Source organism: Pseudomonas sp. NY15372, from assembly GCF_048068215.1.
Lineage (GTDB): Bacteria > Pseudomonadota > Gammaproteobacteria > Pseudomonadales > Pseudomonadaceae > Aquipseudomonas > Aquipseudomonas guariconensis_A.
Genome location: NZ_JBLUPY010000016.1, coordinates 35,943 through 56,091 on the forward strand (window position 1 = coordinate 35,943; position 20,149 = coordinate 56,091).

A 20,149-nucleotide genomic window follows, 5' to 3' on the forward strand; every position below is an offset into this window, starting at 1 on the left:
CAACGATCGGCGGCGCCCTCAGAGGAAGGTGAACACCTGCGACGCCGGCAGGCGCGATTTGCTGAGCCCAGCGTTGAAGTCGTCCTCGCTGCGGTAGCCCAGGCTCAGCACCACCACGCTGGTGAAGCCTTGCTCACGCAGGCCCAGCTCGGCGTCCAGCGCCTTGCTGTCGAAGCCTTCGATGGGAGTGGCGTCCAGGCCATGGGCAGCGGCGCCGAGCAGCGCGGTGCCGAACGCCAGGTAGGTCTGCTTCTCCATCCAGTGCTGCAGGTCCTTCTGGTCGAAGCGGTGCAGATTGACGTAGCCGCGACGGGTCTGGTCCTGGCCGGCCTTGGCCTGCTCGGTCGGGAAACGCCCATCGGCGGCTTCCTGGGCCAGTACCGCCTCCAGGTGCGCTTCGGTCATGTCGGTACGGGCGGCGAAGACGATCACGTGGGATGCGTTGAGGATTTTCGGCGTGTTGTAGGCAAAGGCCTCGGTGGCCTTGGCGATACGTGCCTTGCCTTCAGCGCTGTCGGCCACCACGAAGTGCCAAGGCTGGGAGTTGACCGAGGACGGGCTGTGGCGCAGCTGCTCGAGCAGCGCATCGATGGTCGCCTGGGGAATGCGACGGCTGGCATCGTAGGCTTTGGTGGTGTAACGGCGCTTGGCCAGGGCAACGGTATCCATCAGGGAAACTCCTCAGGGGAACGGAATGTGCGGGCATCTTATCTTTCCTGGGAAAAAGAAAAAGCGGCACAATGCAGCAACACTTTCATCCCTGGAGTGAAAATGCTGCGCATCACCGATCTCGAACTGTTCGTGCGCAGCAGCGCGCTGGGCAGTTTCACCGCTGCGGCCCTGGAGGCAGGCGTGTTGCCTGGCCAAGTGGCCGCGGCGATCAAGCGCCTGGAACGCGAGCTGGACGTACGCCTGTTCGCCCGCACCACCCGCAGCCTGCGCCTGACCGCCGAAGGCGAACTGTACCTGCCCACGGCCCACAGCGTGCTCGACACCCTGCGCCAGGGCCGAGACAACCTGCACGGTGCCCATAGCACCCTGCGCGGTGTGCTGCAGGTGTCGGCCCCCTCGGACTTGGGGCGCAATATCCTGCTGCCCTGGCTCAGCGCCTTTCGCCGCGAGCACCCGGACCTGAGCCTGCGCTTCTTTCTCTCCGACCAGATCGCCGACTTCGCCCGCGACCCGGTGGACGTGGCCATTCGCTATGGCCTGAACCAGGATGCCAACTACATCGCCCTGCCCCTGGCACCGTGGAACCGCCGGGTCCTGGTGGCTTCGCCCGGCTACCTGGCGCGCCACGGCCGGCCGCGCACACTCGATGAACTGCAAGAGCACGCATGCCTTCTGTACCTGCAGATGGGCCGGGTGTACGACAGGTGGCGCCTGGGCAACCGCAGCGTGCAGGTGCGCGGCCCTTTGTTCAGCGATGACGCCGATGTGGTGCGGCGCTGGGCCCTGGAAGGCGAAGGGATCGTCTACAAGTCGTGGCTGGATGTCAGTGGCAACGTGGCCGCGGGCGAGCTGGAAGTGCTGCTGCCCGAGCACCTTGGCGAACCGACGCCGGTGACGCTGGTGTGCCCACACCGCAAGCAGCTGTCACCTGCCGTGTCGCAGCTGCACCTGTGGCTGCGCGAGCGCTTCGCCGCGCTGCAGCCACCCGGTGCGCCATAGCCTGCGACGATGAAGTTTCAGGCCTGCTGCTTGCCCAGGGCTTCACGGAAGCGCGCAGTGCTGGCCGCCGCCAGCACCAGGCCGACCACCGCGACAGCGCCGCCCACCAGGCCGATATAGGCCACCTCCAGCTGGCTGCTGACGATACTGCCCAACAGCGCACCGCCGCCGATGCCGATGTTGTAGATCCCCGAGAACAGCGCCATCGCCACATCGGTGGCATCCGAGGCGAGCTTGAGGGTCTTCGATTGCAGCGACAGACTGAAGCTCAGGATCGCCACCCCCCAGACCATGCTCAAGGCGGCGAACACATAGAAGTTGCCCGACAACGGCAACAGCAGCAGCAAGCAAGACGCCAGCGCTGCGATCGCTGCTACCAGGAAGCCATGGGGGAAGCGATCGCTGTAGCGGCTGAACAGCAGCGAGCCGAATACACCCGCGCCACCGAACAGCAACAGCAGCAACGTGGTGCGCTCGCCACCGATCTGCGCCACGTGCAGGGCGAACGGTTCGATGTAGCTGTAGGCGGTGAATTGCGCGGTGATCACCAAGGTCACCAGCAGGTAGGTGATGACCAGCGCCGGGCGCTTGAACAGGATCGGCAAGCTGCGCAGGGAGCCGGAATTCTGGCTGGGCAACAGCGGCAGCGATTTCATCAGGCAGAGCATGGTCGCCAGCGCCACACCGGCGATGCTCAGGAACGTCACGCGCCAGCCCAGAGCCTCGCCCACCACCCGCCCCAGGGGGATGCCCATGACCATCGCCAAGGTCGTGCCGGTGGCCAGCAAACCCAGGGCCTTGGCCTGTTGCCCGGGTGGCGCCACGCGCACCGCCAACGAGGCAGTGATGGCCCAGAACACCGCATGGGACAGGGCAATGCCGATACGGCTGACCAGCAGCATGGCGAAACTCTGGGACAGCCATGACAGCAGGTGGCTGACAATGAACACCAGGAACACGAACAGCAGCAGCCGACGGCGCTCGATGTTGCGGGTCAGCAGCATCATCGGCAACGACGCCAGGGCCACTACCCAGGCGTAGATGGTCAGCATCAGGCCGACCTGGGCGGTGGTCATGTCGAAGCTGCGGCCGATATCGCTCAGCAGGGCCACCGGGACGAACTCGGTGGTATTGAAGATGAAGGCCGCCAGGGCCAGGGCGACGACACTCAGCCAGCTGCCGGTACCGGCGGTTGGCGGCAGAACATTAGGGGTAGGTCCGTTCATGGAAGGGTTGTTGATCTCCGAAGACAAGGCGATAGGCCGCCCACCACCTGCCCAGGTTCAAGGCCGGTGACGCACGGTTTTTTTATTGGAAGGAATGCCCGCATGGTACGCATCGCGCCTGGGCCTCACAACCCGTGACGGGGGAGGATCACTGCCGTGCGACCATGGCAATGATAGTGGCCTGTAATTCCCGTTTTGCCGCCCCAGGCTCCAGTTCGCCGGCCGCAGCTGCCAGGGACAACGCATCCGCCGCCCCCACCAGTACCCTCAGCCCAGCTGTGCCAACCGTGCCCGTCGGCGCAAACGGCGCCAGCGCCTGGCGGCATTTTTCCAGGAAGGGCCCTTCATAGGCCCGCTTGAGCGACTCCAGCTCAGGCGAGCCGGCCAGTGCGGCGCTGACCCCAGGGATCTCCCGTCCCTGGCTCATCACGCAATCCACATAGGCCGCGGCGATCACCCCGGCACGCCCCTCGAGGGTCGCCTCGCCGGCAGTCAGGGCGGCCTCTAGCATGGCGGTCTGGCGTGCGTCGTACTCCTCGTACAAAGCCGCGAGCAGCCCGGTACGGGTTTCGAAATGGTCATAGACCACCGGCTTGGTCACACCAGCCTGCTCGGCCAGGCGGCCCAGGCTCAGGGCATCGGTGCCCTCCTCGCGCACCAGCTGCCAGGCCATGTCGAGCAATTGACGGCGGCGATCTTCCCGGGACAGGCGTTTGCGCGGTGGGTGTTTTTCGGTGCTTGACATCGACTACCTACTAAAAGTAACTTACCAATCGTAACTTACTGCGAGTATATAGCGCTCGCCCCAACTGCGCATCCCCCATCTGGAGCGTCGCCATGCATGCCTTGATCGTCATCGGTCATCACGACCCCGAATCTCTCACTCACGCCCTTGCCCATCAAGTCGCCGAGGGCCTGGCCAGCGCTGGGCACAGCAGCGAATTCGCTGACCTCGCCCGGGAAGGCTTTGACCCCCGCTTCGGTCTGGCCGACCATGCAGTACACCGCCGCCAGGCCAGGCCACCTGCCGATGTGCTGGCCGAGCAGGCGCGCATCGAGCGGGCCGATACGCTGGTGCTGGTCTACCCGATCTACTGGTGGTCCATGCCGGCCCTGCTCAAGGGCTGGGTGGAGCGGGTGTTCAGCAATGGCTGGGCATTCGACTACCAGGTAAACGGCCCCATGACCAAGAAACTGCGCGGCCTTACCGTGCACCTGGTGGGCGTTGCCGGTGCCGACGCAGCTACCTTCGAGCGCCACGGCTACGGCGAAGCGATGCGCGTGCAAATCGAGCACGGCATCTTCGACTACTGCGGCGCACAGGTATTGAGTTCGACCCTGCTAGCTGACAGCGAGGGGGTGGACCCTGCGCCGTATCTGCGCCAGGCCCGTGCATTGGGTGCCCAGCTGTTCGTTACCGCCGAGGCGCTGCCGGCCTGACGGTCAATTTGCCAGGGGCCACTCGGCCAACGGCCAGTAGCGCCCCTTGCGCGATTCGTAGAGGGTGAAATGCCGGGCGGTGAGGAAAAATTCCGGCGCCGCCGCAGCTTCCGGCACCTGGGCGCGATAGTCGCGAGACAGGGTCAGGTGCGGCCGGTATTCACGGGCCTGCGGGGCGATGCCCAACGGCAGCATGGCCTGTTCCAGGGCATAGACCAGCCGGCGCAAGGCCGGTGGCGTGTGCTGCGGCTCCAGCACCAGCACATTGGCCCTTGGCCATACCTGCAGGCGGTCCAAGGCCAGGCGCAACGGTGTTTCGGGGCCCTTGAGGCTGTTGACGGCCGCGCACAGCGCCGGCACCTGGGCGGCGTCCACGTCCCCCAGGAACAGCAAGGTCAGGTGAAAGTTTTCCGCCGGCACCGGCTTGCCGTTGCGCAAGCCCAGCCCTCGACGCCACAGCGCCATCGCCCGGCGCTGGGCGTCGGCCACCGGCAAGGCGAAGAACAACCGCTTGAAGGGTTGCCCGGTTTCCCGTTCATCCACTGGCATTGGCAGGCGTCCTGTTGCGATGGGCATGGCTGCATCATCGCACAGGCACGCCTGACCCTCACCCCTCATGACAGGCACCACCTCGTACCAATGTCTGCCTGGCAATCTGAGATTAATCCTACAAAGCGCCACCATGATTGTTTATGCTGGCGGGCTCAAGCCATGACGCGTGGCCATTTCGACAAGCATCCGTCCATGAAAATCGCACTCGTACTGATCTTCGCCCTCTCGATCGCCTATGTTCACCTGCGCGGTCGGGTTCGCCATAAATTGACCCGCCAGCTGGGCGACCACTCCAGCTTCCTCGCCCCGGTCAACGCCTTCCTGTACCTGTTCTCCAGGCACCCGGCCAAGCCCTACCTGCCGGTGGAGGCGTTCCCGGAACTGCAGCCGCTGAAGGATCACTGGCAGGAAATCCGCGAGGAAGCCCAGCAATTGCTGCACGTGGGTGAAATCAAGAAATCCGACAACTATGACGACGTTGGTTTCAACTCGTTCTTCAAGACCGGCTGGAAGCGCTTCTACCTGAAGTGGTACGGCGAGAGCCACCCTTCGGCCATGAAGCTGTGCCCGCGCACCACCGAGCTGCTGCAGGGCATCGGCACGGTCAAGGCGGCCATGTTCGCCACCCTGCCGCCGGGCGCCAAGCTGGTGCGCCATCGTGACCCCTATGCCGGCTCCTACCGCTACCACCTGGGCCTGGACACACCCAACGACGACGGCTGCTACATCGATGTCGACGGCCAGAAGTACTCCTGGCGCGACGGCGAGGCAGTAGTGTTCGACGAGACCTACATCCACTACGCCGCCAACACCACCGAGCACAACCGCATCATCCTGTTCTGCGACGTGGAGCGCCCGCTCAAGTACCGCTGGGCGACCGCCTTCAACCGCTGGTTCAGCCGCAACGTCATGGCCGCCGCCGCCGCGCCCAACGATGCCAACGACAAGACCGGCGGCATCAACCGTCTGTTCACCCGCATCTACAAGATTCGCGAGCGCGGCAAGGCGATGAAGAAGCGCAACCGTACCCGCTACTACCTGGAGAAGTGGGCTGTCGTCGCGGCACTGGTACTGTTCTTCATCTACATCTGAGATCGCGGGGCCCTGGATCCAGCGCGATCGGCGTGGGAGTGGCGCCCCCCTGTAGGAGCGGGCTTGTCCCGCGATTGGGCCGGGCCGGATATCACCGTCGCCTGGCAAGGGCTTCGCGCGTGATCGCCGGGCAAGCCCGCACAGCACCGCAGCCCATCGGGCTGCGTAATCCCCCATCACGATCTTCGACTAGCCTGAAAGCTCCTGTTGCCAACCTCTTGAGGTGAACGCGATGAGCATGATGGACTGGGACGCCTACCGTAAGCAGTTGATGGCCGGCATCGGCGATCTCAAGCAATTGTCCCCCGACACCGTGGCCGGCTACATGGCAGCCAGCGGTGCCGGGGCCAAGACCAATCACCTGGATGCCAAAACCCGCGAACTGATCTCCCTGGCCGTGGCTGTGACCACCCGCTGCGATGGCTGCATCGCCGTGCACTCCCAGCAAGCGGTCAAGCAAGGCGCCACCCGTGAGGAAATCGCCGAGGCCCTCGGTGTGGCCGTGGCGATGAATGCGGGCGCCGCGCTGGTGTACTCGGCCCGCGTCATGGATGCGGTGGGCAAGGCCGGCAGTTGAGCGAACGACGCCGCCGCTCTTGCGCGACGGCGCCACGCCACCCAGACTTGGCGGTTCAGCCCGCAGGAGCCGCCATGATCCAGATCCGCCCCATGACCCCGGAAGACTTCGAGCGCTTCTGGCCGACCTTCCAGGCCATCGTCCAGGCCCGCCAGACCTACGCCTTCGACCCCGACCTCAGCTTCGAGCAAGCCCGCCACCTGTGGCTTTCGCTGCCGCTGCGCACCCTGGTGGCCGAAGCCGACGGCCAACTGCTGGGCTCGTACTACCTCAAGGCCAACGCAGCAGGCCCCGGCAGCCACGTGGGCAATTGTGGCTACATGGTCGCCGAAGCCGCCCGTGGCCGTGGCGTGGCGCGGCTGATGTGCGAACACTCACAGAAACTGGCACGCCAGGAAGGCTTCCTGGCCCTGCAGTTCAACTCGGTGGTGACCACTAACGAAGTGGCCGTGGCGCTGTGGCACAAGCTCGGTTTCGAGACCGTGGGCCGCCTGCCCAAAGCCTATCGCCATGCCGAGCTGGGGCTGGTGGACTGCCTGGTGATGTACAAGTGGCTGGCCGATGAACCGGTGGTGGAAAAGCCGCCGCTGTTGATCGGGCGCAAGAACATCGAGGCCCGCGTGTCGCGCCGTCGCGGTCGCTGAACCCTCCCCTTGCGCATTTGACTCCCGCGCCGAACGATGGTCAGATGCGCACCTGTTTCAGGTGTCCTGCGCCGCCGCGCGCAGGGTGAAACGGGAAGCCGGTGCGTCCTTTGCAGGACAAGTCCGGCGCTGCCCCCGCAACGGTAAGCGAGCGAACCCTTCGACACACCACTGTGCCTCGTGCATGGGAAGGTGAAGGCGTTCATGACCCTCGCAAGCCCGGAGACCGGCCTGGAGCTTCGTTGGCAAACCCGCGGTGGGCGGGCGCAGGCCGGTTTCGCGTGCGCCCCTGCGTGCGTGCTTGCTCGTCTATGCGTTGTTTCCACCGGGATCCATTCATTCCTGCAGCAGTGGAACGACATGTCCCGTACCTACACGCTTCACACCCTGGCGGCCTGCCTGGCCGTCTCCATGCCGGCATGGTCCGATGAGTTCGACAGCCAGGCCCTGACCTTGCCCTCGACCGCCATCACCGACACCCGCGACGCAGCGTCCGTCGACCTGGCCACCCCGACCCAGGCCGGCTCGCGCCTGGGCCTGAGCGCCCTGGAAACGCCGGCCAGCACCAGCAGCATCAGCGCCGAGCAGATCCAGCAGCGCAACAACCTCACCGTCCAGGATGCCGTGACCCGCTCACCGGGCATCACCTTCACCGGCAGCCCGGGCGATGGCGGCACCGGGCTCTCTGCCCGTGGCTTCGAAGGCCAGAGTTCGGTGATGACGCTGTTCGACGGCTCGCGCCTGTACAGCGGCGCCGGCACACTGACCTTTCCGGTCGACCCATGGATGATCGAGCGCATCGAGGTGATCCGCGGGCCGGCGTCGGTGCTCTATGGCGAAGGCGCCACCGGCGCCGTGGTCAACGCCATACCCAAGAAGCCCTTCGCCGGCGAGATCCGCAATCATCTGCGCCTGGGCTATGGTTCATGGGATCGCCAGCAGCTCGGCCTGGACAGCGGCGGTAGCCTCAGCGAACGCCTCAGCTACCGCATGACCCTGAACCAGCAAGCCGGCAATGGCTGGGTCGATCGTACCGACTCGCGCAGCCTGGCCCTGAGCGCCGCCCTGCGCTTCGACGCCACCGACGACCTGAGCTTCACCCTCGCCCACGAGCGTGGCGATGCCGAGCCCGCCAACTATTACGGCACCCCATTGATCGACGGCCATTACCGCAGCAGCCTGCGCAAGAAGAATTACAACATCCAGAACGACGTGCAGCGCTACCACGACGAGTGGACCCGCCTGAACACCGACTGGGCCATCAGCGACCGCATCACCGCCAGCAACCAGCTGTACTCCATCAAGAGCCGTCGGCATTGGCGCAACGCCGAGACCTACGCATGGAACGCCGATGCCGGCGACCTCGAGCGCGGCAGCTTCCTGCAGATCAAGCACAACCAGGAACAGCTCGGCGACCGCCAGAGCTTCACGTTCGACCACAGCCTGTTCGGCCTGGCCAGCAAGACCGTCGTCGGTGCCGAGTACAACAAGATCCGCTTCAACGTCGACAGCAACGCACCGTACGACGATGGCAGCCAGGACGTGTTGGACCCCTGGAACCCGGCGCCTGGCCGGTTCCACAGCTTATCGCCGACACGCCCGCAAACCTTGTCCACCACCCACACCTTCTCGCTGTTCGCCGAGAATCGCACGGCGCTGAGCGAGCGCCTGTCGCTGGTGACCGGGGTACGCCGCGACCAGAACCATATCGACCGCGACGATTTGGTCAACGACACCCGCAGCGACCGCAGCCTGCGCGGTGGCAACTGGCGTGCCGGCCTGGTGTTGGCGGTCACGCCGGATCTGTCCCTGTATGGGCAGTATTCGACCAGCGAAGACGGCGTGGGCGACCTGCTGACGCTGCGTCCGGAGCAACGCTACGACCTGACCGAAGCCAAGCAGACCGAATTGGGCCTCAAGCAACGGTTCTGGGGCGGGCGCGGTGAATGGACCCTGGCGGCCTACCACATCGTCAAGAACAAACTGCTGGTCGCCGACCCTGTGAACCACGGTGTACAGCAAGCAGGCCAACAGACCTCCGACGGCCTGGAAGCGTCCGTGGGGCTGGCCTTGGCCAACCAGTGGCAGGTCTCGGCCAACGCCTCGGTGGTACGCGCAAGGTTCGACGACTATCTCGAACGAACCGCCACCGGCGTGATGGACCGTGCCGGCAACCGCCCGGCCAACGTGCCGCGGCGCACGGCCAACCTATGGGTCAGCAAAGGTTTCGGCCAGGATGTCGAGGCCGGCCTAGGGTTGCGTTACGTGGACAAACGCTACGACAGCGCAGCAAACCAGAGCAGCGTCCCGGGCTATACGGTGGTCGATGGTTCTATCGGCTGGCAGGTCTTGCCAGCTGTGCGCCTGGGGCTGCAGGTGAACAACCTGTTCGACCGCGAATATGCCGCTTCCTACCTCTACACCAGTGACCAATGGCTGCTGGGCGCGCCCCGGTCATACTTCGCCACGGTGGACTACACCTTCTGATCCCTGAAGCCAGCGCCGCCCTTGTAGGAGCGGCCTTGTGCCGCGATGGGCTGCATCGCAGCCCCACCCCTCAAACCCTGCAAGAACGGGTTCACTCGCACATCATTCAACGCGCGGCATGGCACCGGCTTCGCCGATGTTCGCGGGACAAGCCCTCTCCTACAGGGGGTGCCGGAGACGAGACATGGAAATGAAACACCGGATCACTGCCCACGCCGCAACAGGTAGGTATCCATGATCCACCCCTTACGCTGCCGCAGCCGCTCCCGCACTTCGAGGATCTTCGCCTTGACCTGCAGCAGCGGCCCGGCGACCAGCACTTCATCCTCGGTACCCAGATACGCTCCCCAGTAGATCGTCAATGCCGGGTCGTCCAAATCAGCAAAGGCGCACTGCCCGTCCAGCATCACCACCACATTGTCGATCCGCGCCTGCTCGGCCAAGCGTCTGCCCGGCAGCACGGTCAGCGGCTCGCCGATGCGGTTCAACGGTACCTGATGACGAGCAGCCAGGGCCTGCACGCTGCTGATGCCCGGAATCACCTCCAATGCCAGCGCCATGCCGCGCTCTCGGACCAGATCAAGCACACGCAAAGTGCTGTCGTACAGACCAGGCTCCCCCCAGAGCAGGAAGGCACCCACGTCGCCAGGCCTCAGTTCATCCTCGAGCAGACGGCCATACAAGGCCGCCCGCTGCCGGTGCCAGTGCTGCACCGACCCCACATAGTCCGCCGCCTGGCCATCACGCTTCGGGTCCGCCACCTGCACCAGGCGGTAGCCACCGTCCGGCACATAGCGCTCCAGGATCATCGTGCGCAGGCGTGCCAGTTCGTCCTTGTCGGGGCCCTTGTCCAGGATGAAGAACACCGTGGCGCGCCGCAGCGCCTCCACGGCCTCGAAGGTGACCTGGCGGGGGTCGCCAGGCCCGATGCCAATCAGCAGAAGGTGTTTCATCGCCCTGCTCGTGCGGATGCCAGCGGCCATTGTCAGCCGGCCGCCGGCGTTTGGCAAAGCACCCTACAGGATCGAGAAGTTGTAGCTGACGATGACCCGCGTCTCGTCCATGTCCCGTGCCCACTTCTCGTAGTTGCTGCGGTAGGTGGAGTTGCGCAGGCGCACGCTCAGGTCCTTGAAGGTGCCGCTCTGCACCTGGTACTTGAGCTCGGTATCGCGCTCCCATTCCTTGCCTTCGGCGTTGCTGCCGGGGACCTTGATATGGTCGCCGTTGATGTAGCGGGTGAAGAAGGTCAGGCCGGGCACGCCGAGTGCCTTGAAGTCGTAGTCATAGCGTACCTGCCAGGAGCGCTCCTGGGCGGCGGCGAAGTCGTTGACCTGGGCGTAGTTGACCAGGTACGGGTTGCTGCCGTCGAGGTACGGCATGGCGTTCTCGCCATACATGCGCTGCCAGCCGGCACTGATCTTGTGCCCGCCCAGGCTGTAGCCGAGCATGCCGCTGAAGGCGCGGTGGTCGATCTCGCCGGCATGGGCATTGCCGATGTCGTCGCTCTTGATCAGGCGCAGGTCCACCGACACGCTGCCCAGCGCCAGCGGCTGGGTACCCACCAGGCCCAGGAACTGCTGGCGGTAGATGTTCTCCAAGCGCGATACCTGGTACTGGCCGCTGAGGCGATCGTTGAAACGGTAGTCGACACCGGCCAGGTCGAAGTGATCGGCTTCGGTGTCGCAGGCGTAGCGCTTGTTCTTGCAATGCACGCGAATGTCCTGGCGGTCGGTCGAGTCTCGCGCGGTGTACTGGTTCAGGCGCGCCAGGGTGAACTTCAGGTCGCTCACCTCCTCGGAGGTGAGCATGGCACCATGGAACATCGTCGGCAGCAGGCGACCATCGTTGTACTTGAGCAGGGGCATGTCCGGCATCATCGAGCCATAGCGCAGCACCGTGCGGGACACCTTGACCTTGCCGGCCACGCCCAGCTTGGCGTACTGGTCGGTCGAGCGGCGCGGGTCATGGCCGGACGCCGGCAACAGGCCGCTGTTGCTGTCGGCCGGGCTCGAGTCGAGCTTGAAGCCAACCATGCCCAGGGCATCCACGCCAAAGCCCACCGGGCCCTGGGTATAACCGGACTGCACATTCAGGATAAAGCCCTGCGCCCACTCTTCGCGCTTGGACGCGCCTTGGCTGGAACTGCTGTGGCCGTCACGGAAATCCCGGTTGAAATAAACATTACGCGCCTCGACCTTGGCGGTCGTGTCTTCAAGAAAACCACCCGCCTGGGCCTGGGCACCGACGCACAGGAAGAACAGGCCGGCAACACGGCGCCCGGGGGCAAGGGGAAACGGGGGAAACATGCGAAAGGAACATCCAGAACAAAGCGAAAACGACCCAGGGCAGCACACCACCCTGGCACTACAAGACCGTTGGCAAATACCCCGGCCAGCATCTTGGATGATCGCCCAACCGCTCTAGCCCAAGCCATAGGACCATGGTCTAGGCAGGCCTCAAGAGCACTATGAAGACCGCCGCGAATACCGCACGAAAAACTAGCAAAGTTCCGTGATTACTTATAAAAAGTTTGCGGTTTACCCTCGTGAGTTCGAAGACTACACTCGATATCAGCGAACAGCTGTACCCATCCTCGTGGCCGGCGTTTATCGCTTTCTTGTATGTTCGTCACGCCCCGCCACGGCACTTACAGGAGTGATGACAGTGTCCAGACTTGCAGAGTTTCGTGCTGCCGAAAAAGCTCTCCAGGAACAAATGGCGCAACTGGAGGCGATGAAAAAGGACGCCGGCCTAAAACGCGAAATCGAATTCGAGCAGAAACTAGTCGGCCTGATGAAAAGCTATGACAAGAGCCTGCGCGACATCATCGCCATCCTCGATCCGAAGGCGGCCACCCGGGCCCCGGCCACGGCGCCCAAACAGCAGCGCCGCCCCCGCGTGGTGAAGGTGTACGAGAACCCGCACACCGGTGAGCTGATCGAGACCAAAGGCGGCAACCACCGCGGGCTGAAGGCCTGGAAAGAGCAATACGGCGCCAAGACGGTGGAAAGCTGGGTACGCACATGAAACATCAACGCGTACTTCACACTTTTTTCACATCGACACGCGCAGTATCGAACCAGCTAAAGGACTAGCGACCCCATCACGCGCCCGCACATGCGGGCCTCTAATTCCAGCGCCCTGCACTCGTGCAGGGCGCTTTCATTTGCGCTCACGCCTCACTGCCGTATCATGGCCCACCTGTCTTTACCGCCGGGGCCCTGTGCCCTGGCCTCGTTCCTGGAGCACCCATGAGTCTGCACGATCTGCAAACCCTGCCAGGCGTGACCGCCAAGCCGGACGCCGCTACCCACCGTTTCGTCTTCAACCACACCATGCTGCGGGTCAAGGACATCGAAAAGTCCCTGGACTTCTACACCCGCGTCCTGGGCTTCAGCCTGGTGGACAAGCGCGACTTCCCGGAAGCGGCCTTCAGCCTGTACTTCCTGGCCCTGGTGGACCCCGCACAGATTCCGGCCGACGACGCCCAGCGCCACCAGTGGATGAAGTCGATCCCCGGTATCCTCGAACTGACCCATAACCATGGCACCGAGCACGACCCGGAATTCGCCTACCACGACGGCAACACCGACCCGCGCGGTTTCGGCCACATCTGCATTTCGGTACCGGACGTACGCGCCGCGTGCGAGCGCTTCGAAGCCCTCCAGGTGCCCTTCCAGAAGCGCCTGAGCGATGGCCGCATGAAGCACCTGGCCTTCATCAAGGACCCCGACGGTTACTGGGTGGAAGTCATCCAGCCGACCGAACTCTGAGCCCGCCGACAAGGCACGCTCGTCGGGCCGGGAACCTCCGGCCCCTCGCTGTGGTATATGGAATAGACCTGTTCCAAGCCACAGCGAGGTAAGGACGATGCAAACCCTTCACTGTGAATACCGCGACCACACCATCACCGCCAGCGTGATGACCCACCCAGGGTCGCCCCTGCCGTTTGCCGCCGGTTGCCGGATCACCGACCCGGAAGGTCACACCAGCAGGCGCCTGTCTCTGCCGATGAAGATGGCGTTCTTGTCCGATCTTGAAAACGCCCAGCACGCCGCCCTGGCCCATGGCCGATGGCTGGTGGACCAGCAGCTGGACGGCGATCACCAGGTGTTCTAATCCGGCTATCGAGGCAGTAGCGCGATCTTTGATGGCAGCGGCGCTTCGACTTGTCCCGCGATTAGGCCGGGCTCGATATCACCGTCGCTTGGCAAGGGCTTTGCCCTTGATCGCGGGACAAGCCCGCTCCCACAGGCGGGATAGTACTGGCCGCTTGTTCTCTGCGCGAGAACGGCTAGGTGATCTTCCACAGAAGCCCCAAAGGCTCAAGGCTGCCGCGCATAAGCAACCGCCTGCGCCACCTGGGCGTCGGTTGGCCGCACCCCGGTGTAGAGCACGAACTGCTCCAGCGCCTGCAAGGCGATCACATCCAGCCCGGTGATCACCGGCTTGCCCAACGCCTCGGCACGGCGGATCAACGGCGTGCGCGCCGGCATCGCCACCACGTCGAACACACGCTCGGCCGCGGCAATGGCATGCTCGGCAAAGGCCAGTTGATCCGCCTCGGGCCCGCCAGCCATGCCGATCGGCGTCACGTTCACCAGCATTGGCGGGCACAGGTCGCCCAGCTCGGCCTGCCAACGGTACCCGCACATATCGGCCAGTTGCCGACCCGCCTGCTCGTTACGGGCCACGATGATCCCTTCACGCAGCCCCGCATCGCGCAAGGCGCTGGCCACCGCCTTGGCCATGCCACCGCTGCCACGCAAGGCGAATGCCGTCTTCGGGTCCACCTGGTGCCGCTCCAGCAACTGGCGCACCGCCAGGTAATCGGTGTTGTAGGCCTTCAGATGGCCGTCGGTATTGACCAGTGTATTGACCGAGTCGATGGCCGCTGCGGACGGATCGACTTCATCGACCAAGGCCATGCAGGCCTCCTTGTAGGGCATGGAGACACCGCAACCACGGATGCCCAACGCACGGATACCCGCCACTGCCGCCGGCAGGTCCTGGGTGGTCATGGCCTTGTAGTAGTAGTCCAGGCCCAACTGCCCATACAGGTGGTTGTGAAAGCGCACCCCGAACGTACCGGGCCGCCCGGCCAGGGACATGCACAGCACGGTATCTCTGCTCGGTGGAATCGCCATTGCCTGCTCCTCATTGGGCTGAATCGATTGCGCAGCGTAGCAGACGCAACCTCCAGGGATCACCAGGGCCCGCACATGAAAGTTGATAAAGCTAATGACCACTATCGAAGCAGTTGATTTCACCTAGCCATGGCGTGCCGATTAAGGTAGCGCCATGTCACACAGGAGGCACCCATGGCCACTATTGAGATCATGTCCGTCATCGGCAGCGCCGTACCCGCCACTCTGCGCGAACAAGGGCTGTTGGCCTGTTGGTACCTGACCCGCAATGGCGAGACCGTCAGCGGGCCGCTGACCTCCCGTGCCACGGCACAAGCCCTGGCCGACCGCCTGCAGGCCGGCAGCCTGCTCGCCTGACCGAATTTCGTTGTGCGTTTGCTCCCTTGACGCTCTCCTTGCCCGCCTTTTCAGGCGGGCTTTTTTTATTCCAGCCGCCTCATCGTGTGCGGAGCGTGTCCGCCCCGCGCGCCAACCGACAAATGGTGGCCGCGGAACCGTTCCAGCATGAAGCTTTTTTCATTTCCCGGCCCGCCATCAACGAGCATTCGACAGCACTTCGGCCATACTCCACAATGCAACGGTTTTTTGGGGGAAACCCTTGCACAGCCAACGACATACCAACTTTTAGTGAGCCTCAACGTGAAAACTTCCCTGTCCATCCTCAGCCTGCTGCTGTTGCTCACAGGAACCGCGACCCTTCCGTCGACCGCTGCTGCACAACCCCCGGCCCAGGCCCAACGCGATCCCGCCAAGCTGCACCTGGCCTCCGGCAGCGCCCTGCTGGTCGACCTGAACACCAACCGGGAGCTGTATGCCAGCCACGCCGACCGCGTGGTGCCGATCGCCTCGGTGACCAAGTTGATGACCGCGATGGTGGTGCTTGACGCCAAGCTGCCCATGGACGAAATGCTCACCATGACCATCGCCAACAATCCGGAAATGAAAGGCGTCTATTCCCGGGTACGGCTCGGCAGCCAGCTGAACCGGCACGAGACCCTGCTGATCACCTTGATGTCCTCGGAAAACCGCGCCGCCAACTCGTTGGCCAACCACTACCCTGGCGGCTACAGCGCCTTCATCAAGGCCATGAACGCCAAAGCCCGCAGCCTGGGCATGGCACATACCCGCTATGTCGAACCCACAGGCCTGTCGACCCAGAACGTGTCCACTGCCCGAGACCTGGCCAAGTTGCTGTTGGCATCGCGCAAATACCCGATGCTCAGCGACCTTTCCACCACTCGCGAGAAGACCGTGGCGTTCCGCAAGCCCAACTACACCTTGGGCTTTCGCAACACCGACCACTTGGTGAACAAGAGCAACTGGGACATCAAGCTGACCAAGACCGGCTTCACCAACGAGGCCGGCCATTGTCTGGTGCTGCTGACGAAGATGGACAACCGCCCGGTGGCCATGGTGATCCTGGATGCCTTCGGCAAGTACACCCACTTCGCCGACGCCAGCCGCATGCGCCAATGGCTGGAAACCGGCACAGCCAAGCCGGCACCGGCAGTGGCCATGCAGTACAAGGCCGAACGCCAGAACCGCGCTCGTCTGGCGTCGGACTGAGTGCACCGCTCCTACAGAACCTTTAGCTATCGCACGATCCTGTAGGAGCGAGCTTGCCCCGCGATTGGGCCGGGCCGGATATCACCGTCGCCAGGCAAGGGCTTCGCCCCTGATCGCGGGGCAAGCCCGCTCCCACAGGGTGTGGTTGGCGAAGTACCGGTGGGAGCCGGCTTGCCGGCGATTGGCCAGAACGGGCAACAGCATCATGAATCCTGAGCGAGCAGGGCTGGTTGAGTGCATGGTGATTACCCACACCGGGATGCGATCTGGCTTTGGGTAAAGGGTTGTCTTCATCGCCGGCAAGCCGGCTCCCACAGGGTGTGGTTGGCGCTGCACCAGTGGGAGCCGGCTTGCCCACAACCATAGAATCTCCCACAGGCGGGGCGGCGCTAGCCGCTTGTTCTCTGCGTGACAATGCAGCCGAAGGGCTGGGTAATCTCCCACAGGACAGCCAAGCCGCCTTTTAGTCAGGCCTTGGCGCTGACCATTCCTCCTGCGCTGCTGCCGCCGCTCTTGCTCAGGGCCTCGAGCAACAAGGCCATGGCCGCCTGGATCTCACCGGAAAGGGTCGCGATACTGGCCTGCTTCCCCGTCACGGCAGCCAGTTTCAAGGTTTCGTCCATGTCGCGCTGCATCAGTTCGGCCAATTGCTTTTGCTCCTCGGCCAGTTGCTTCTGCAACTGCCGGATCATCTCGCGCAACTGCTTGATATGTGGCGGTTCGTTACTCTCCTGGCTGCTTTGGGTCGACTTCGCCTGGTCGTTGGCTTTCAAACCAGAGAGATCGACCTGTACGGTCGAGTCGTGCTTTTCCGTGCCCTCATCTTCGGGGACCTTCGCGGCAGCGCTAGCTGCGGCGTGAATATTGAGGGTGGCGGCGGTGATTGCGACCATGTCATACCTTCCTTGCAATAAGTCTTCGCGTTGACCTCGCTATCGGCGACCGGGCGCACTTCTTGAATCGCGCGCGGCCAATAAATTTGCCACACCGCCACTCGTCCACCTGATACCCACGCCTGGCTCGGCGCAGCGCAGCGCCACCAGGCCGCCCGATCAGCCCTGCAACGAGATGGCAATGACCAAGACCCGTTCCCGCAAAGCCCTTTACATCGGCCTGCCCCTGGCCCTGGCACTCGCCATGGGAGGCGCGGCCGCCGGCTACTTCTATTGGAAGGCCAACGCCGGCTACCCACGCAAGATCGTCGAACAGGCCAAGGACATGCACGAACACATGCTCTCGTTCGACGGCCACATCACCGTGCCGCTGACCTTCGGCAGCCACGGCCAGGAAGTGGACAAGGACGGCCCGCACCCCTTCGACCTGGTCAAGGCCGGCAAAGGGCGGCTATCGGGCGCAGCACTGACCATCCTGGCCTGGCCGGAAATGTGGAACGGCCCCAATGCCCCGCACAAGCCCACGCCCGGCTTCGTCGACGAAGCCCGCCACCAGCAGCAGGTGCGCTACCAAGTGATCCACAACATGGTCCGCGACCATCCCGAGCAGGTCGGCATCGCCTATACCCCGGACGATTTCCGCCGGCTCAACGGCGAAGGCAAGTTCGCCGTGTTCATCAGCATGCTCAATGCCTACCCGTTCGGCGACGACCTCTCGCAACTCGACCTCTGGGCCAAGCGCGGCGTGCGCATGTTCGGCTTCAGCTACATCGGCAATAACAGCTGGGCCGATTCCTCCCGGCCGATGCCGTTCTTCAACGACACCGCCGATGCACTGGACGGCCTGTCGCCGACAGGCGAGCAGGCGGTCGGGCGCTTGAACGACTTGGGCGTGATCATCGACGTGTCGCAGATGTCCAGCCAGGCCCTGGCGGACGTCGCGCGCCTGACCCGTGCGCCGCTGGTCGCTTCGCACTCGGCGCCCCGTGCGCTGGTGGACATCCGCCGCAACCTCAGCGACAAGGAACTGCAACTGATCAAAGGCACCGGTGGCCTGGTCCAGGTGGTCGGTTTCTCAGGTTATCTGCAACCCCCGAGCCAATCGACCCTGGACAAGCTCGACGCCTTGCGCGCGCGCTTCGACCTTGGCCCGCTCAAGGACCTGAACTACGCCCTGATGCCGGGTGACCCGGCGATCACCATCTGGCCGGAGAAACGCTTCGGCGAATACGCCAGCGGGCTCTACGGCATCCTCGAGCAAGAACCCAAGGCCAGCCTCAAGGCCTATGTGGACGCCATCGACTACACGGTGAAGAAAGTCGGTATCGACCACGTCGGCATCAGTTCGGACTTCAACGAAGGCGGCGGCCTGGACGGCTGGAAGGATGTCAGCGAAATCCGCAACGTCACCGCCGAGCTGCTCACCCGTGGCTACAGCGAAGCCGACATCGCCAAGCTCTGGGCCGGCAATTTCCTGCGGGTCTGGCAGCAGGTACAGGACGCCAGCCGCCCCGTCGCCGCCAGCCACTGAGCTTCCACCCACCCCACTAGGCACGCCGCCCCATGAACAACCGTCGTACCTTTCTCAAGCAGGCCGGTCTGGTCACTGCCACCCTGCCCTTGCTGCCCGGCGCCCTGGCGGCCGAGCCCGCATCGCCGGTGTTGACCGGCCCGGACAAGTGGCGCCAGTTGCGTACGCTGTTCCCCCTGGACCCGCAGGTGGCGCACTTCGCCAACTTCCTGGTCACCGCCCACCCGCGCCCAGTGCAGGCGGCCATCGACCGCCACCGCGCCGACCTGGACCGCAACCCCGCCGCCCTGATGGACTGGGAAAGCCAGTACGAATGGCAGCGCGAGGACGAGGTGCGCGACTGGGCCGCCCGCTACCTGGAGGTCGGCCCACGGCAGATCGCCCTGACCGGCAGCACCACCGAAGGCTTGGCCATGATCTACGGCGGCCTGAAGCTCGCCCACGGCCAGGAGATCCTCACCACCGAGCATGAACACTACTCGACCCATAAAGCCCTGGCCTTCCGCACCCAGCGTCAAGGCACACCGGTGCGCAAGATCCGCCTGTTCGACAAGCCCTGGGAGGTGTCCACCGACCAGGTGCTGAGCACGATCGAGCAGAACCTGCGCCCCGAAACCCGCGTGCTGGGCATGACCTGGGTGCACTCGGGTAGCGGCGTCAAGCTGCCGGTGGGCCAGATCGGCGAGCTGGTGCGCCGGCACAATCGCGAGCGCAGCGAGGCAGAGCGCATCCTCTACGTGGTCGATGGCGTGCATGGCTTCGGCGTGGAAAACCTGCGCTTCGCCGATTTCAACTGCGACTACTTCATCGCCGGCACCCACAAATGGATGTTCGGCCCGCGAGGCACCGGCATCATCTGCGCCGCCTCGACCAAGATGGACAACCTCACCCCCAGCGTCGCCACCTTCTCCCGTGACGAGGACTTCGCCACCATCATGACCCCCGGCGGCTACCACGCCTTCGAATACCGTTGGGCCCTGGGTGAAGCCTTCAAGCTGCACCTGCAGCTGGGCAAGGCCGACGTCCAGGCACGCATCCACCAGCTCAACAGCCTGCTCAAGGCGCGCCTGGCCGAACACCCTCAGGTCGAGTTGGTGACCCCTCGTAGCGAGGCCTTCTCCGCCGGCTTCACCTTCTTCCGAATCAAGGATCGCGACCCGGACGCCATCGCCGCCCACCTGGTGACGAACAAGGTGATGAGCGATGCGGTGTACCGCGACGCAGGCCCGGTGATCCGCCTCGCCCCCAGCCTGCTCAACGATGAGCAGCAGATCGACCGGGTCATGGCCCTGGTCGCCCAGAAACTCTGAACAAGGCACTTGC

At 64.2% G+C, this 20,149-nt stretch carries 21 protein-coding genes and 1 riboswitch; of the genes, 13 read left to right on the top strand and 8 right to left on the bottom strand.

From position 1 onward, the window contains the following. Positions 1-18: 18 nt before the first annotated feature. Positions 19-669, bottom strand: coding sequence for an oxygen-insensitive NAD(P)H nitroreductase (gene nfsB, locus ACNFG0_RS13630; protein ID WP_196146460.1), 651 nt, complete (start codon positions 667-669; stop codon positions 19-21). 102 nt (positions 670-771) lie between these two features. On the opposite strand from nfsB, the gene ACNFG0_RS13635 reads away from it, so the two are divergent. After that, positions 772-1,671 (top strand): LysR family transcriptional regulator, encoded by a 900-nt coding sequence (locus tag ACNFG0_RS13635; RefSeq protein ID WP_196156040.1) that lies wholly within the window; start codon positions 772-774, stop codon positions 1,669-1,671. Positions 1,672-1,688: 17 nt separating this feature from the next. Here the strand turns inward: ACNFG0_RS13635 and ACNFG0_RS13640 are convergent, their stop codons facing one another. Together ACNFG0_RS13640 and ACNFG0_RS13645 are read right to left on the bottom strand one after the other, a co-directional pair. Next, positions 1,689-2,897 carry a sugar transporter gene (locus ACNFG0_RS13640; protein ID WP_196156041.1) on the bottom strand — a complete coding sequence of 403 codons (1,209 nt, stop codon included), beginning with the start codon at positions 2,895-2,897 and terminating at the stop codon, positions 1,689-1,691. Between the two features lie 148 nt (positions 2,898-3,045). Continuing rightward, positions 3,046-3,642, bottom strand: a complete 597-nt coding sequence (locus ACNFG0_RS13645; protein WP_196146463.1) for a TetR/AcrR family transcriptional regulator — start codon at positions 3,640-3,642, stop codon at positions 3,046-3,048. 92 nt (positions 3,643-3,734) lie between these two features. Here ACNFG0_RS13645 and ACNFG0_RS13650 point away from each other — a divergent pair, with 92 nt between their 5' ends. Further along, positions 3,735-4,337 carry an NAD(P)H-dependent oxidoreductase gene (locus tag ACNFG0_RS13650; RefSeq protein WP_196146464.1) on the top strand — a complete coding sequence of 201 codons (603 nt, stop codon included), beginning with the start codon at positions 3,735-3,737 and terminating at the stop codon, positions 4,335-4,337. A gap of 3 nt (positions 4,338-4,340) precedes the next feature. Here the strand turns inward: ACNFG0_RS13650 and thpR are convergent, their stop codons facing one another. Continuing rightward, positions 4,341-4,886, bottom strand: coding sequence for an RNA 2',3'-cyclic phosphodiesterase (thpR, locus tag ACNFG0_RS13655; RefSeq protein WP_196167126.1), 546 nt, complete (start codon positions 4,884-4,886; stop codon positions 4,341-4,343). Positions 4,887-5,081: 195 nt separating this feature from the next. Here thpR and lpxO point away from each other — a divergent pair, with 195 nt between their 5' ends. The 4 genes from lpxO to ACNFG0_RS13675 all read left to right on the top strand — a co-directional run bounded on the left by lpxO (position 5,082) and on the right by ACNFG0_RS13675 (position 9,689). After that, positions 5,082-5,981, top strand: coding sequence for a lipid A hydroxylase LpxO (lpxO, locus tag ACNFG0_RS13660; protein ID WP_196146466.1), 900 nt, complete (start codon positions 5,082-5,084; stop codon positions 5,979-5,981). 232 nt (positions 5,982-6,213) lie between these two features. Beyond that, positions 6,214-6,558 carry a carboxymuconolactone decarboxylase family protein gene (locus ACNFG0_RS13665; protein ID WP_416765215.1) on the top strand — a complete coding sequence of 115 codons (345 nt, stop codon included), beginning with the start codon at positions 6,214-6,216 and terminating at the stop codon, positions 6,556-6,558. A gap of 74 nt (positions 6,559-6,632) precedes the next feature. Next, on the top strand, positions 6,633-7,202 hold the full coding sequence (locus tag ACNFG0_RS13670; RefSeq protein WP_416765216.1) for a GNAT family N-acetyltransferase: 570 nt from the start codon (positions 6,633-6,635) through the stop codon (positions 7,200-7,202). A 42-nt stretch (positions 7,203-7,244) separates the two neighbouring features. Then, positions 7,245-7,452, top strand: a riboswitch (cobalamin riboswitch). 110 nt (positions 7,453-7,562) lie between these two features. Then, positions 7,563-9,689, top strand: a complete 2,127-nt coding sequence (locus tag ACNFG0_RS13675) for a TonB-dependent receptor (protein ID WP_416765217.1) — start codon at positions 7,563-7,565, stop codon at positions 9,687-9,689. A gap of 203 nt (positions 9,690-9,892) precedes the next feature. On the opposite strand, the gene cobF is transcribed toward ACNFG0_RS13675, so the two are convergent. Both cobF and ACNFG0_RS13685 read right to left on the bottom strand, forming a co-directional pair. Then, positions 9,893-10,642 (bottom strand): precorrin-6A synthase (deacetylating), encoded by a 750-nt coding sequence (gene cobF, locus ACNFG0_RS13680; RefSeq protein ID WP_416765219.1) that lies wholly within the window; start codon positions 10,640-10,642, stop codon positions 9,893-9,895. Positions 10,643-10,705: 63 nt separating this feature from the next. Beyond that, a complete protein-coding gene (locus tag ACNFG0_RS13685) occupies positions 10,706-11,995 on the bottom strand; it encodes an OprD family porin (protein WP_416765220.1) in 1,290 nt (429 codons plus the stop codon). A 358-nt stretch (positions 11,996-12,353) separates the two neighbouring features. Here ACNFG0_RS13685 and ACNFG0_RS13690 point away from each other — a divergent pair, with 358 nt between their 5' ends. From ACNFG0_RS13690 to ACNFG0_RS13700, 3 genes are all read left to right on the top strand, one after another. After that, positions 12,354-12,716 (top strand): histone-like nucleoid-structuring protein, MvaT/MvaU family, encoded by a 363-nt coding sequence (locus ACNFG0_RS13690; protein WP_196146487.1) that lies wholly within the window; start codon positions 12,354-12,356, stop codon positions 12,714-12,716. A 224-nt stretch (positions 12,717-12,940) separates the two neighbouring features. After that, entirely contained in the window at positions 12,941-13,462 is a 522-nt protein-coding gene (gene gloA / locus ACNFG0_RS13695; RefSeq protein ID WP_196146472.1) for a lactoylglutathione lyase, read from the top strand. Between the two features lie 97 nt (positions 13,463-13,559). Beyond that, positions 13,560-13,808 carry a hypothetical protein gene (locus ACNFG0_RS13700; RefSeq protein WP_196146473.1) on the top strand — a complete coding sequence of 83 codons (249 nt, stop codon included), beginning with the start codon at positions 13,560-13,562 and terminating at the stop codon, positions 13,806-13,808. Between the two features lie 206 nt (positions 13,809-14,014). Here ACNFG0_RS13700 and ACNFG0_RS13705 read toward each other — a convergent pair whose 3' ends face one another. After that, positions 14,015-14,836, bottom strand: a complete 822-nt coding sequence (locus ACNFG0_RS13705) for a shikimate 5-dehydrogenase (RefSeq protein WP_196156048.1) — start codon at positions 14,834-14,836, stop codon at positions 14,015-14,017. Between the two features lie 174 nt (positions 14,837-15,010). Here ACNFG0_RS13705 and ACNFG0_RS13710 point away from each other — a divergent pair, with 174 nt between their 5' ends. Beyond that, the gene (locus ACNFG0_RS13710; protein WP_416765223.1) at positions 15,011-15,193 is read left to right on the top strand and encodes a hypothetical protein; all 183 of its coding nucleotides are present in this window, start codon (positions 15,011-15,013) and stop codon (positions 15,191-15,193) included. A 282-nt stretch (positions 15,194-15,475) separates the two neighbouring features. Beyond that, on the top strand, positions 15,476-16,402 hold the full coding sequence (gene pbpG / locus ACNFG0_RS13715; protein WP_416765224.1) for a D-alanyl-D-alanine endopeptidase: 927 nt from the start codon (positions 15,476-15,478) through the stop codon (positions 16,400-16,402). Between the two features lie 467 nt (positions 16,403-16,869). Here the strand turns inward: pbpG and ACNFG0_RS13720 are convergent, their stop codons facing one another. Beyond that, positions 16,870-17,295 carry a hypothetical protein gene (locus ACNFG0_RS13720; protein ID WP_196146477.1) on the bottom strand — a complete coding sequence of 142 codons (426 nt, stop codon included), beginning with the start codon at positions 17,293-17,295 and terminating at the stop codon, positions 16,870-16,872. 181 nt (positions 17,296-17,476) lie between these two features. Between ACNFG0_RS13720 and pvdM the strand changes: the two genes are divergently transcribed. Together pvdM and ACNFG0_RS13730 are read left to right on the top strand one after the other, a co-directional pair. After that, on the top strand, positions 17,477-18,826 hold the full coding sequence (pvdM, locus tag ACNFG0_RS13725) for a pyoverdine-tailoring dipeptidase-like protein PvdM (protein WP_416765226.1): 1,350 nt from the start codon (positions 17,477-17,479) through the stop codon (positions 18,824-18,826). Between the two features lie 32 nt (positions 18,827-18,858). Beyond that, entirely contained in the window at positions 18,859-20,136 is a 1,278-nt protein-coding gene (locus ACNFG0_RS13730; protein WP_416765227.1) for an aminotransferase class V-fold PLP-dependent enzyme, read from the top strand. The last annotated feature ends 13 nt before the right edge of the window (positions 20,137-20,149 follow it).